This window comes from uncultured Dialister sp., assembly GCF_937959425.1.
Lineage (GTDB): Bacteria > Bacillota > Negativicutes > Veillonellales > Dialisteraceae > Dialister.
On the sequence record NZ_CALGPS010000203.1, the window covers coordinates 1 to 12,894 of the forward strand.

Annotated in this window: 13 protein-coding genes; 1 reads left to right on the forward strand and 12 read right to left on the reverse strand. The window is 54.3% G+C overall.

Annotation, left to right across the window (positions count from 1 at the left end):
- Positions 1–141: 141 nt before the first annotated feature.
- From Q0482_RS08545 to Q0482_RS08600, 12 genes are all read right to left on the reverse strand, one after another.
- Complete coding sequence (locus tag Q0482_RS08545) at positions 142–753, reverse strand: DUF47 family protein (protein WP_299145461.1); 612 nt, start codon at positions 751–753, stop codon at positions 142–144.
- Between the two features lie 117 nt (positions 754–870).
- Positions 871–1,536 (reverse strand): metal-dependent hydrolase, encoded by a 666-nt coding sequence (locus Q0482_RS08550; RefSeq protein WP_297000878.1) that lies wholly within the window; start codon positions 1,534–1,536, stop codon positions 871–873.
- Positions 1,537–1,882: 346 nt separating this feature from the next.
- Entirely contained in the window at positions 1,883–2,473 is a 591-nt protein-coding gene (locus Q0482_RS08555) for a response regulator (RefSeq protein ID WP_291057245.1), read from the reverse strand.
- Position 2,474: 1 nt separating this feature from the next.
- Complete coding sequence (locus Q0482_RS08560; protein WP_299145463.1) at positions 2,475–3,893, reverse strand: histidine kinase N-terminal domain-containing protein; 1,419 nt, start codon at positions 3,891–3,893, stop codon at positions 2,475–2,477.
- Between the two features lie 21 nt (positions 3,894–3,914).
- A complete protein-coding gene (gene tsaD, locus Q0482_RS08565) occupies positions 3,915–4,937 on the reverse strand; it encodes a tRNA (adenosine(37)-N6)-threonylcarbamoyltransferase complex transferase subunit TsaD (protein ID WP_299145465.1) in 1,023 nt (340 codons plus the stop codon).
- Positions 4,934–5,401: a ribosomal protein S18-alanine N-acetyltransferase gene (rimI, locus tag Q0482_RS08570; protein ID WP_299145467.1), complete on the reverse strand. Its 468-nt coding sequence runs from the start codon at positions 5,399–5,401 to the stop codon at positions 4,934–4,936. Before rimI ends, tsaD begins: the two co-directional genes overlap by 4 nt.
- Positions 5,374–6,066 (reverse strand): tRNA (adenosine(37)-N6)-threonylcarbamoyltransferase complex dimerization subunit type 1 TsaB, encoded by a 693-nt coding sequence (tsaB, locus tag Q0482_RS08575; protein WP_299145469.1) that lies wholly within the window; start codon positions 6,064–6,066, stop codon positions 5,374–5,376. Before tsaB ends, rimI begins: the two co-directional genes overlap by 28 nt.
- Positions 6,050–6,529 carry a tRNA (adenosine(37)-N6)-threonylcarbamoyltransferase complex ATPase subunit type 1 TsaE gene (gene tsaE, locus Q0482_RS08580; RefSeq protein ID WP_299145471.1) on the reverse strand — a complete coding sequence of 160 codons (480 nt, stop codon included), beginning with the start codon at positions 6,527–6,529 and terminating at the stop codon, positions 6,050–6,052. Before tsaE ends, tsaB begins: the two co-directional genes overlap by 17 nt.
- Positions 6,519–7,409, reverse strand: a complete 891-nt coding sequence (locus tag Q0482_RS08585; RefSeq protein ID WP_299145480.1) for a patatin family protein — start codon at positions 7,407–7,409, stop codon at positions 6,519–6,521. The genes tsaE and Q0482_RS08585 overlap by 11 nt, the downstream gene beginning before the upstream one ends.
- Positions 7,410–7,448: 39 nt before the next feature.
- On the reverse strand, positions 7,449–8,207 hold the full coding sequence (gpmA, locus tag Q0482_RS08590; RefSeq protein WP_299145473.1) for a 2,3-diphosphoglycerate-dependent phosphoglycerate mutase: 759 nt from the start codon (positions 8,205–8,207) through the stop codon (positions 7,449–7,451).
- An 11-nt stretch (positions 8,208–8,218) separates the two neighbouring features.
- The gene (thiL, locus tag Q0482_RS08595) at positions 8,219–9,211 is read right to left on the reverse strand and encodes a thiamine-phosphate kinase (protein ID WP_299145475.1); all 993 of its coding nucleotides are present in this window, start codon (positions 9,209–9,211) and stop codon (positions 8,219–8,221) included.
- Positions 9,208–9,789 (reverse strand): isochorismatase family protein, encoded by a 582-nt coding sequence (locus tag Q0482_RS08600; protein WP_299145476.1) that lies wholly within the window; start codon positions 9,787–9,789, stop codon positions 9,208–9,210. Before Q0482_RS08600 ends, thiL begins: the two co-directional genes overlap by 4 nt.
- A gap of 1,453 nt (positions 9,790–11,242) precedes the next feature.
- Here Q0482_RS08600 and Q0482_RS08605 point away from each other — a divergent pair.
- A complete protein-coding gene (locus tag Q0482_RS08605; RefSeq protein ID WP_299145478.1) occupies positions 11,243–12,217 on the forward strand; it encodes a hypothetical protein in 975 nt (324 codons plus the stop codon).
- Positions 12,218–12,894 lie beyond the last annotated feature (677 nt).

Here is a 12,894-nt window from a genome sequence, read left to right on the forward strand (position 1 = left end):
GGGCCTTCCTTTTAATTGGTCGACCGACGATCCTTCGCTGGCGCTCAGGATGACAGGTGGGAGACGGGGCTCCGATCCTCGATCCCGATCTTCGATCCCAGCCGCTCCGCGGCTGCACGCCCTCAGGGGCCTGTCCACGTGTCAATACTTTGTAATGATCTTCTGCAGAAGAGGCACGGCGCCGGCAGCGGCATCCAGTACTTCTTCCAGATGGTCGAAGATTTCCTTCCAGTATACCAGCTCTGCGGCTTTCGTTTCCTCTCCGTAGAGATTCCTCATGACTTTCCGATAGCAGTCATCCCCCCGGTCTTCATAGGTATAAATGCGGCGGCAGCGGGCTTCCATTTTCATGTAGTTTTCCGAAATCTTATCCGTGTAGTCCAGGATTTTCTTCATCTCCAGGAAAGAAGAGGATACCAGGCGGGCCATGAGGGCATATTCTTCCGGTGCCTCCCCTGCCACCGTCATGTCAAGCTGCCCCAGTACGCTCTTTTCCATATCCACCATGCGGTACATGCGGTCGATCAGCCCCCGCGCAGCGTCCAGCTGGGCAGGATCTTTATAGGCCTTGTACATTCTTTCTGTCAGAGGGCCGAAGGAATCCCTGCATTTTTTCTTGACGTCGGTGATTTCTTTAAAACCGTCGGAAATATCCATTCGTCCTTCCGCTGTTTCCTCCAGAAGGAAACCGGCCCTTCCCGCATAACCACCGAAGTCACGGAGCGCTTCAAAAAACTTATCTTCTTTACTCATCTACATCACCATTCCAGAAAAGCACTGATTCATTCATAGAGTTTACTTTTATATGGAGCCGGCGCTTTCCTCATAAAAAACAGAACCATGAATCCGAAATCCATGGTTCTGCCATCATTATAAATCGATGGATTCGCCGGAATGGACCACAATCACATCCAGTCCTTCGCCGGCAGCCTTCTTCTTGAAATCCTCCACGTTCTGGGAAATGACGGGCCAGGTATCGTAATGAAGGGGAATTACATGCTTTGCCTTCAGGAATTTTCCTGCCAGAATAGCATCATCAGGGCCCATGGTGTAGTTATCGCCGATAGGGAGGATGGCGTAGTCAATATCAAAGAGCTCGCCGAAAAGTTTCATATCACCGAAAAGGGCCGTATCTCCGGAATAGTACACAGTGGGGCCGTCCTTAAAGGAAATGATGAAACCGCAGGGCGTTCCGCCGGCTGCGCCGCAGCTGTGGAAAGCCTGCACCATTTTCACATCGCCGAAATCAGCATGATATGTGCCGCCCAGGTTCATGGGCTGGAAATTGGACAGAGACTTGGAGAAAAGGCCGATAACCTCCGGAATAGCCACCACCTTCGCCCCCGTGCGGAGGGCAATCTCATTGGCATCGCCGAAATGGTCGCTGTGGGCATGGGAAAGAAGGATATAATCGCATCTCACCTTGTCCGCCTTCATGGCAGCCTGTCCGTTTCCCGTAAGAAATGGATCAAAAAGGAGTCTTTCTTTCCCTGTATCGATTTTAAAGCATGCATGTCCTAAAAATGTGTACTTCATGATGGAAACCTCCTTGTGATGAATTGAGTATGAGTCATAAAGACGTTGAAAAGCACTCCCTACAAAATGGTGCAGAGGTTTGACTGGCCTTTGCCCCCTGAGCGAAAGCGACGCAACCCTTGGCCCGTACATCAGCAGAGGGGCATATGGCCCTCTGCCGCGCAGCGGCAGGCCCCTTCGGGAATACAGACTAGAACACCAGCCCACCAGCCCACTAAATCGGTTTTATACATACTGGCGCCCCTTTATTTTTGAAGGCACCTCACCACAACCCTCGCGCCACAGGTGCGTCAAACTTCAGCCGCGAAGCGGCTGTCAAACCGCTGCCCGCGAAAGCGGGCAGCTCTTACCTGTTCTTTCTTGCCATGATTTCCTTGACTACCTTCTGGGCCACGTCGGCTATGGTGATGCCTCTTTTCATGCTGGTCTGCTGCATCCGGCGGTAGGCATCTTCTTCGGTGATATGGTAGTAGTCCATGAGGAGTCCCTTGGCGCGGTCCACGATTTTGCGGGCGGCCAGTTCTCTTTCCATGTTTTTGACCCGGTCCACCATGTCTTTTTTCTGCCGATACTGGCTTACGGCGATCTGGATGGCGGGGAAAAGGGTCTTTTCTTCCACCGGTTTCATGACGTAGCCAAAGACCATGGATTTCTTGGCCTTTTCTATCATATCTTCGTCACCGAAGGCGGTGAGAAGGACCACGGGAGCCAGATTGTCATGGGCAATCATGCGGGCGGCCTGGATGCCGTCCAGTCTGGGCATTTTGACGTCCAGTATCACCAGGTCCGGTTTCTTTTCCTTCACCAGGTCAAGGGCTTCCACGCCGTCGGAGCCAATGCCCACCACTTCGTGGCCCGCTTCTTCCAGCATTTCCCGAAGGTCCATGCAGATGAGCGCTTCATCATCCGCTATAACGATTCTGTATTTTTCCGCCATACTATCCCTCCATAAGAGACAGGGGACAAAGAATATCGGCTGTCACCATCTGATTTTCATTTTTCAGGGAGAATTTCCCCTTGAGTTCGATTTCCGACAGGTTCCTTACGATCTGGAGGCCCAGGTCGAAGGTTTTGGTACTGAAATCGTCGGGCAGCGGGTGTCCGTCGTTTTTGATATATACGTGAAGGTCGGTGCCTTTGATTTCCGTGCCTACGATGAGGGTGCCTTTGGCAAGATCCCTGAAGCCATGGTCGATGGCGTTGTGAATCAGTTCATTGGCCGCAATGGCCAGGGGCACCGCCTTTTCGGAGTCCACAATGAGGGGACGCCTTGATTTTTCCCTCACCACGTTCACCGGCAGAAGGGCCAGACTGTCCACGGAAAGCTTGGTGATTTTGTCCAGAAGGATATCCATGTCGATTTTGTCGCCGCTCTGGCTTGCCAGGATGTCGTGGATCTGGGATATGCCCAGGATGCGGCTCACTGCCCGCCGGAGGGCTTCCTTGGTATCTTCGTCCTTCGCCCGCCTTGCCTGCATACGGAGCATGCCGGCAATGGTGTTCAGACTGTTTTTCACCCGGTGGTGGATTTCCTTAATCACCGAATCCTTCACCAGAATCTGCCTTTCCTTTTCACGGATGGCGGTGACGTCCGTCAGCACCAGCACCGTGCGGGTCACCCGGCCGCCGGAAATGATGGGCAGGCCCCAGGCGGAGAGGGTTACATTTTCCGATACTTCATCGCCAAAAGCCGGCTTTCCCGTCTTCATGACCTTGTCCACCAGGGGGAAATGGACGATGGTGTGGCCGATGAGTTCCCGGCTTTCCACCGCTTCCTTGTCCAGCACGAAGTAAAGGTCGTCCGCCATGTCGTTGGCATAGATAATGCGTCCCGCCGCGTCCAGGATGATCATGCCGTCCTGGGGACGGATGCTGTAGTAGTCCGCCGTGCTGAAAGGCACCTGGAGGGCCAGGTTGGCAGTGTCGGTGAGCACCTGCTGCTGTTTCACGGAGCTGGCCATGAAGCATACCGCCGCAAAGGGAATGCCTGCGTTATCCACAATAGGATAGGCGGTGACGGCCACGGTGAGGCCCTGGTCCAGCTCCATGCGTCCCACCACCTTCCTGCCGGTGGTGAAAACATTTTCAATGATAGCCAGGTCCTCTCCCAGCCTTGTGTCCCCCGATTTGAAATAGGTGGATCCATGGGTATAGGATGGTTTCACCGCCATAAGGATGACGGAAATATCATCATTTTTCCCCTTGGCGCAGAGATATACCTGGTTTCTGGAAATATCGGAAGCCAGCTGCAGAGCCACCTGCATGTGATCCAGGATTTTGGCCTGCACATCGGTGAGCCTTGTGGTATCCCTTACCAGGGTGTAAAGCTGGCTCATTTCAATTCCACGGGTCTGCATACGCGTCTCCCTCTTTTCTACTTATAAGGAAATCCGGTCTGCCAGGAAGGGCAGCCTTGGATCGGCGTTCAGGTTCAGCGGCGCAAACTGTCCGGCCTGGGCCATGTAGTAAGCCCGGCAGCCGATCATGGCACCGTTGTCGGTGCAGAGCACCGGATCCGGCCGGCACATGCGGATGCCCCTTTTGTCGCACTCTGCCTTCAGTACTTCCCGAAGGCCGCTGTTGGCTGCAACTCCCCCTGCCAGGGCAATGGTTTTATAACCTGTCAGTTCCGCCGCCTTCATAGCCTTTTCCACCAGCACTTCCACCACCGCATGCTGGAAGGAGGCGGCCACATCTTTGTAGTTCACTTCTTCCTTCTTCATTTTAGCGGTATTCAGGTAGTTGATGACTGCCGACTTCAGGCCGCTGAAGGAAAAGTCGAAATTATGCTCTTTTCCAAGGCCCATGGGGAAATGAATGGCGTTGGGATTTCCTTCCCGTGCCAGTTTGTCGATATGAGGGCCGCCGGGATAGGGATAGCCCATAACCCGGGCAATTTTGTCGAAGGCCTCTCCTGCCGCATCGTCCCTTGTCTGCCCCAGAAGCTGGAAGGTATTGTAATCCTTCACCACCACAATCATGGTATGGCCGCCGGAAACTACCAGGGAAAGGAAGGGCGGCTCCAAATCCGGGTACTGCAGCAGGTTGGCAAAAATATGGCCTTCCATATGGTTTACCGCGATAAGAGGCTTATCCAATGCCCAGGCGGCCGCCTTGGCAGCAGCCACGCCCACCAGCAGGGCCCCTACGAGCCCCGGCCCCTGGGTGACGGCAATGGCATCCATGTCTTCCCAGGAAGCACCGGCCTGTTCCAGGGCTTCGATAGCCACAGGGAGCACATCCTCTATATGGTGGCGGGATGCGATTTCCGGCACCACGCCGCCGAATTTCTTGTGAATGGGCACCTGGGTGGAAATCACGTCGGACAGGATATGACGCCCGTCCTCAATCACCGCACAGGATGTCTCATCACAGCTTGATTCAAATGATAATATCTTCATAATACTCCTTTTAGTGTCTTAGACATGATATACCCGTCTTCCCGGGGCAGGTCATACACGCCCTTTCTGGTACCCAGCATACGGAAACCGTATTTCTTATATAATCTCTGGGCTTCCTCATTGCTCACCCGGACCTCCAGGAAAAGGGAACTCATACGCCGTTTCACCGCTTCTTCCAGTCCCGCTTCCAAAAGCAGGGCGCCTATGCCCTTCTTTCTGTACTCAGGACGGACGCCTATATTGAGGAGCTGTCCTTCATCCATAATGAACCAGTAGCAGCCATAACCTGCTGTCTTACCGTCAACCAGGGCGATGAAATACTCACTGTGGTCTCCTTCCATATCATGGGCCACCGTCTCCTCCCGCCAGGCATCGGAAAAGCAGAGCTTCCCGATTTCATAAATATCATGGACAAAGGAAGCATCCGCTTTTTGGATCAGGACTTGCCGTGCTGCTTCTCCCACAGAACCTCCGCCTCGCTTCTCCGGATATAGTTGGGAAGGAGGGCCAGGGGGCTGTCCACCCGGCCTTCCTTTAATTTCTTAAGTCCTGCCATGGCCACGCTTCCTGCCCGGGCCATGCGGCTGTGAGCCGGCGCCAGCTTGATACCGGCAGCCAGGAGCTTGTCTTTATATTTATCAGCACATTCGCCCACCGCAATGATGGGGCCGCCGTGGGCCAGGGCCGCAGCTATGACGTCGTCAACAGGCGCCGCCGTTTCTTTCTTCTCCAGCCACAGTTCGTCAAAGGCTCCGTAGAGGGCGGCATACACATTGCCCCGCTGGGCATCCAGCAGAGGAAGGATGAAAGCCTGGGCGCCTGCCATATTCCAGGAGAGCGCTTCCAGCGTATCCACCCCGATAAGGGGCACCTTCCAAATATAGGAAATCATCTTGGCGGTGGCCAGTCCGATGCGGAGTCCCGTAAAAGATCCCGGGCCCATGGATACGGCCACAGCGGTAATATCTTTTTTTGAAACGCCTGCTTCCTTTATCATTTCATCCATATGGGGAAGCAGCTGTTCCGAATGGGTCAGTCTTTTCTGTACCGTCCATTCGGCCACAAGCCGGTCCTCTTCCGCCAGGGCGCAGGAGAGCACCAGGGAGGATGTATCAATGGCCAGCAGCATAATTCTGTATCTCCTTTACTACTTCTTCAGGAGCCATAGGGCCCCAGGAAACAGATATGCGCCTTTCCGTCTCTCCGGAAAGGGCTATCTCTATATGTATACTTTCATCAGGAATGAGGGAAGGGAACATATCCGCCCATTCCACTACCACCACGCCGCCCTGGCCGTATTCCTCCCAGCCAATGTTCCACAGCTCATCTTCACTGCGGAGGCGGTAGAAATCGAAATGCTTCAGCGGCAGAGTGCCATCTTCATATAAATTCATAATGGTGAAGGTAGGGCTTCCCACCACCCCATGGATACCCATGCCTTCCGCCAGGCCCTGTACGAAATGGGTCTTACCGGCCCCCAGGTCGCCGGTGAGGGCGATAAAAAGCCCGTCTGCCGCCTGCCTTCCCAGAAAGCGTCCGAAGTCCATGGTTTCCTTTTCACTTTTCGTTGTGAACTTTACTTCATTTGCCATGAAGCCACCTCATCATTTCATCAAAACGCTCCATGGTAATGCGATAGCCTTCCCCATGAAGCTCCCGAAGCTTCCCGGCGTCCCTTTCTATGCGGGATACGGTTACCGGCTTCTCCGGACGAATGACAAAAACAGAGCCTTCCTTTTCCAGCTCCAGCACCTTCTCCACCTTCCGGTTGTACCTTTCCGGTATGGTGCACATACCTTCCACCACCGCCGGATACTCTCTGCCGTACACCGCCTTCAAAAGGCCGTGCATCCAGAAGGGCACCGGCTTCTTCCGGTAGGCTGCATCCCGGGTAAGAACGTACACGATTTTCCCGTGAGGAAAGGGGATTTCCCATGGAAGGGGCACCAGCGGCAGACCTACACCGCCGTCTGCATAGGCCCTTCCCCGCCACTCCACCGGTTTTGACACCAGGGGAATGGAACAGCTGGCCTCACAGACCTTCATGAATTCCGCCGAATCATAGTCATGGCTGGAAATGAAACGGGGCTTTCCGGTCAGGCAGTCCGTAATCACCGCATAGAGGGTCTGGGATGATTCCTCAAAGGTTTTGAAATCGAAGGGATCCTCCTCATGGGCCAGAGGGCCGAACATGAAATCAAAATTAAAGAAAGAGCCGCCCTTCACCATATGACGGAATCCCATGTACCGGGAATCTGCTGCATACACCGCATTCACCCTGACGCTTCTTCCCGTCTGTTTCGACAGATAGCCAAGGCCCTGCAGCGTGCCTGCCGAAATGCCTACCGTATTTTCAAAATAGAAATGATGGTCCAGAAGCGCATCCAGCACCCCTGCCGTGAAAAGGCCGCGCATGGCGCCGCCCTCCAGCACCAGCACCGGAGGCTTCTTCCCCATTTCCTGCTGATTCATATATTTCACAAGCTCTCGGGATTTCCCGGGAACACCTCCTTATTTCTTTGCCGAGCAGGCAGACTGGTTTTTCACTGCATTGATTTTCGCCTGAATGGCCTCCTGGTCTCCCAGGTAGGACACATCGTGCACCGTGAAATCGGGATTCAGATGGTATACCAGCGGAATCCCCGTAGGTACATTCATGCCGGCGATTTCCGTATCGGAAATCCCTTCCAGGTGCTTCCGGAGGGCACGGATAGAATTGCCATGGGCTGCAATGAGCACCCTGTCTCCCGCCTCCATGCGGGGACGGATGACCTCGTCGAAATAGGGAGCCACCCGGGCTACCGTATCCTTCAGGCATTCCGTCAACGGCAGCTTCACCTGATCCTTGAACTTCTGATACGGAGCCTGGAATACGGGATTCCGGGGATCATCCTCCGTCAGAGCCGGCGGACGCACATCGTAGGAGCGGCGCCACAGATGAACCTGCTCCTCGCCATACTTATCTGCCGTTTCCGTCTTGTTCAGTCCCTGCAGGGCACCGTAATGACGTTCATTCAGATGATAATCCTTAATCACAGGAATCCAGACAAGATCCATTTCATCCAGCGCTTTATAAGCCGTATGAATAGCCCGCTTCAGCACGGAAGTATAGCATACATCGAAAGTAAGTCCCTCTTTTTTCATAAGCCGGCCTGCTTCCTTTGCTTCCTCCATGCCCTTGTCCGAAAGCTCTACATCCGTCCAGCCGCAGAACAGATTCTTCTTATTCCATTCACTTTCCCCATGACGAATTACTACCAGTGTATACATAAAATCCTCCCTTACCGATCAAAATGATCATAACCCTTTGCTTCCAAAAGCCTTTTCCTGCCATGACTCCATCCATAGACCCCGCTGCCCGGCTTTTTAACCACCCGGCCCACCGGCGTTATGGATGTCTCTTCCCTTATTGTACCAAAAGAGGAAGGGGAAATGGTACCGGTGAGCTGGTAATCCTCCCCACCGTTCAGCGCCCAGATGAGGGGATTCACAGAAACCTCACGGCCCAGGGCGCGGACATCCTCCGACAAAGGCACCTTTTCCAGATCGATTTCCATTTCCACCCCCGACGAACGGGCAATTTCATTCCATTCACTGGAAAGGCCGTCGGAAATATCATTCAGCGCATGGGCCCCTGCCCTTCGAAGGAGCTTTCCCAGACGGAGCTGGGGCTCCGGCCGCTGATGCCTTTCTGCAAGGCTGGGCCATTTCTCTCCCATGCCGTGAAGAAGGGCATAGAGCCCGGCTGCCGAATCGCCGGCCGTACCGGTAACAAACACAATGTCCCCCTCCCGGGCGCCGCTTCTTGTCACCGCCTCTCCCTGAGGCACCATGCCCACCACCGTGCCGGTGAGAATGACCCCGGAAGGCGAACCGGTCACATCGCCGCCCAGAAGATTCACCCTGTATTTACTGCACAAGGCCCGAAGACCTTCATATAAACCATCCACCCAGGAAAGAGGCAGCGCCTCCGGCAAAGCGATGGACAGCACAAAGCCTGCCGCCTCTGCCCCCATGGCAGCCATGTCGCTGAAATTGCAGGCGCCCAGATGATATCCCACATCAAAGGGAGACATGGTCTCCTTCGTGAAATGAATGCCCTCCACCATGGTATCCGTGGAAATCACCTGGTCATAGCCCGGAGGCGTCCGGTACACCGCCCCGTCATCACCGGGCCCTACCACCACCAGCTCCGGGCGGTAGATGAAATCATGCATAATGCGCCGGATAAGTCCGAACTCCCCTGCTTTTCCTACGGTCATCCCGTCCATCATTCCTCCAGCAGGGTCACGCCCTTCTCCTTCAGCTCCTTCAGCGTCTTCTCATGATCCGCCTCTGACACATAACCCAGTCCCTTCACCAGAAGAGTCACAGACCTGCCGGAAGCCAGAAGAGACAGCACCGTTTCCTTCACACAGTACTCCGAAGCAATGCCGCCCACATACACATGGGAAGAGACTGCATCAAAGAGTTTCTTCCCCTCACCGTTGACGCCGTAAAAAGCAGAATACTCCTCCACCTCATCATTCTGTCCCTTCAGGAAACGATTGGCCGAAGAAGGACGGTTCAAAGGATTTTCGATTTCCTTCCCGAAAAGCGGATCCAGCTCCGCCCCCTTCGTTCCCGCCACACAGTGAACAGGCCAGATGCCTCCGTTCACCTTGAAAGACCCGTTGGACGGGCTGTGCCAGTCCGACGTATAGAGAACCCGTACAGGATGACAGTTTACAAACCGCACAAGTTCCTCCACCGCCTCATGACTGTGCCCGCAGGCCAGCGTTCCATCTATGAAATCATACTGACAGTCCACAATGACAAGATCATCCATGACGATTCCTCCTATCTTATTCATACTGTTTATTTTATCAGCTTTACCCCCTGAGGGAAAGAGGGGACACGCCTGAAGCGTGAGGGTTCAAAAGGTTCTGAAGGTTCTGAAGTTTGACGGCGTCTGTGGCGCCGAGGGTTGTGGTGGCGGCGCAGCCGCAGTATAAAAAGGGCGCGCCTGTCGGCGCAAGTTGTGTAGAAGGGTTGTGTAGAAAGGGTCAGAGAAAGGGTTCAAAAGGTTCAAAGGGTTCAAAAGGTTCAGAGGGGAAGGTTGACGGCCCTGCGGGCCGAGTGTTCTTAATGTTCTTAAGTTTGACAGACGCTCCGCGTCTGATGGTTGTGGATTGCCGCCTTTGACACGCCGGGGAGCGTGAAGGAAGGTTCTTAAGTTTGACCGGCCCGTTGGGCCGGAGGGTTCTTAGGTTTGACGGGCCCTTGGGGCCCGAGGGTTGTGGATTGCCGCTGACGCGGCAATGATTATGAAGTCAGCGTTACGTGCTTGCATTTGTATCACCTGTGCTGCATGACGAAGAGCCAGAGCCCCCTTCCTCTGGAAGGGGGGCGCCGTTAGGCGACGGAGGATAGCTGGCCTTTCACAGAAAGGCCGAGGCCCTGAAAGGGCCTGATGTGAGGAAAATGCATTTCATCGAAAGTCCAGACCTATCCTCAGGGCTCCGCCCAGCTCCTTTCTGAGAAAGGAGCCTTACGTTACGGGAATGCCTTTCTGTCACATAAGCCACCCTAAACATGGTGGTGAGTTAGCCACCTCCGGTGGCTTTCCCCCCTTTGGTGCCTACGGCACCACCTTCCCCCCGCTGTGCGGTGGGACTACAACCCGTGCTTAATGTAGAGCAACTTTTGAAAAAATGTTTCACGGAGCTTTATTGTGCCCCCGCTTGCGGGGTGGCAAAGGAACTGGATTCGTAAGGGAGCGGAAGCGACCTGAGAATCCAGTGACATGCTTCCCTTTGGGTAAAGGTGGTGGCGCCAGCCACCAAAGGGGGGGCTTTTCCCACGCGCCAAAGGCGCGGTTGGCTTGTTTTCCCACGGGCGAAGTCCGGTTGTATGGTTTTCCCAGCTACCAGCTACTAGCTGCCAGCCACAGTATAGCGGGGAAATTTCTCCACTCCCCTTTGCTACGGTTGAAATGACAATGTGGCGGGCCCCCGATCCCGATTCCGATCTTCGATTCCAGCCGCTCCGCAGCTGCACGCCCACCTTCACCCTTTGAACCCTTTGCACCTTCTGAACCTTCACCCCTAAAGGGGAAACGACTCACTATGATTTGCGCGTCGCTTTGCTCCTTCAAATCATGTTCGCTGTGCACGCCGAAGGCGTGTCCATGAAGCCGCACAGAAAACTATCTGCCAACGTTTTCCTGTCCATAAGAGACACCGCACAGGAAACTTTCATTGTCCCCTCCTATTGCGTCCTTTCTTTATAACAGGTATACTAGAAAAGAATTGTTTATAAAGGAGATGGACGTTTTGAATTTTGGTGACGCGATCGTGGCCTTTCTGAATATAGGCCTTTTCAGTTCCCTGGTGAGCCGTTTTACAGGAGCAAATACGGCCATACTTGTTTTCTGCTCCCTGCTCTACCTGGGCTGCGAGCCTGTGGAAACCGTGGGCATCATGCTGACCTACCTGGTATTCATGAGACTCACCATTTACACCCAGAAAAAGAAATTAAATTTCAAAAAACTGCAGGTATTCAAAGGCATGAAAGTATTCATTCCCGTACTTCTCATCCTTGTATCCCTCTTCATTTATCCCTTCGCCGCCCTGGCCATTTTCCTTCTTCTCTTCATGACGGAAATCCTGGCGCAGATGTGGGCTGACGTACCGGAAGAAAAAAGAGCCTCCAAAGGACAGCTCACCGGATGGATCATCACCGGCGCCATCCTCACCACTATTTCCATGGCTGCGGTGAAATTCATTCCGGAAGGAATCTACTACATCATCGGCGGCATTGCAGCCCTCCTCATCTGTGTATTCTTCTACTGGCTGGGCCAGGACAGAGACCGCCTCTCCGGCGTATGGGACAAAATCATCCTCCTGTCCTTCATCCCCCTGGGCCTCTTCGGATTCGACCTGGCTGACTGGCTGGACGATATGCGCCGCCATGTGAACTCCACCCTTATCGCCTATAACCTGCCCTTCATTTTCCTGCCGGTCTTCTTCATCGGCTTCCTCATGGCCAATATCCTCTTCGGTATCTTCTCCCTTTCCGGACTGGTCATCACCTTCTTCGGAGCTCTGGGCATGCGCCTCTTCGGCTACTATGAAATGTCCCGCAAAGGCAAGGCAAACCTGGTATCCCTGGGATTCACAGTTCTCGCCATCCTGCTGCTCCTCATCACCGCACCGGAACCTACCGGCGTATCCAAAGCAGTAGATGCTTTCCTCCCCTCCAACCACTACGGATTCACAGGCCTCCTCAATATGTTCTGATTCAAATCAAAAAGCTCTCCGCTGTGGAGAGCTTTTTTGATGCTATAAAGCAGTGTTGGACTGCATTCCTGCAGGGACCTGCGCCTACGGCGCAGAGGGGCGTATGGCATCCATCGGGCCTGACGGCCCTCGGTGCCAGGGGTTGTATTCGCTGCGCTCAGGGGGCGAAAGACACGCCCGGAGGGCGTGCGGGTTCAGAGGGGAAGGTTGACGGCCCTGCGGGCCGAGGGTTCTTAAGGTTCTTAGGTTTGACGGCGCCTGTGGCGCCGAGGGTTGTGGAGGCGCCCTATGGGCGCAATATAAAGTCAGCGTTACGGGAATACCTTTTGTGTCACCAAGGGTACATGCCGCAGTGCAAAAGCCTCCTTCCTTTGGAAGGCAGAAGCCCTGCAGAGGGCTTCTGAGCCGGGCTAATATGTGAGCATAGCCTGCCCCACAGGGGAAACGACTCACTGGATTCTCAGGTCGCTCATGCTCCCCTACGAATCCAGTTTGCTGTGCACACACAAAGCGAACACCTTAATGTCCGGCCGTTGGTGTCGCCGTCAGGTGACGGAGGATAGCAGGCATTTCGCAGAAAGGCCAAGGCCCCAAAGGGGCCTAAATGACACATAACGCTACACGTCGTATATTCGGTGTTCCTCAGCCCTATCGGGCAGCTCCTTTCTGAGAAAGGA